The 517-nt window shown below is 66.2% G+C and carries 1 pseudogene; it reads right to left on the bottom strand.

Annotated features, from left to right (window positions below):
- Positions 1-517, bottom strand: a pseudogene (locus NKI52_RS32700) (Mu transposase domain-containing protein); the annotation flags it as partial.

Raw genomic sequence — 517 nt, 5'->3', positions numbered from 1 at the left:
TACCCTGTCGAGCCGGATTGAGGATCGCGTTGACGGAGGAGTAGGCGATCGCGTTGATCAGCAGCGCCCGCTCGCAAGCTGCCTCCGTCCGCTCCGGCCCATAGCGCGCGACAGCGACAGGATGCACATGGCCGAGCGGTATCCCTGTTCCGGATGCGGTCGGTCGCGCATCATGCGCTCGACCAGGATGGCGGCGTTGGGGCCGATCCTGGCCGCTCGGCCGATCAGATTGGCCGGCGTTGTGTTGGCGTAGCGCCGATGCGCCTTGGGCATGTGGGCGTTGACGGTGACATGGCCGGAGCGCTGCGAGCGACGAACGTGACTGGCGATGCGCTGGTGATCGTGGAAGATCTCGACCACCCTGTGGGTGAGCCGCACCTCGACGGTGCGGCCGATCAGTCGGTGCGGCACCGAGTAGAACGTCTTGTCGACCTGATTATAGTCGGGATGCACCTTCGCCGGTTCCACTCAGCGTATTCAAACGGCGTCGCCGGCAGGGTGCCGAGCCGCCGCCTGC

It is taken from the genome of Mesorhizobium sp. M0590, assembly GCF_040320905.1.
In the GTDB taxonomy this organism is placed as follows: domain Bacteria; phylum Pseudomonadota; class Alphaproteobacteria; order Rhizobiales; family Rhizobiaceae; genus Mesorhizobium.
The sequence above is the reverse complement of the archived record's forward strand: the minus strand, read 5'-3'. Positions and strand labels throughout refer to the sequence as shown.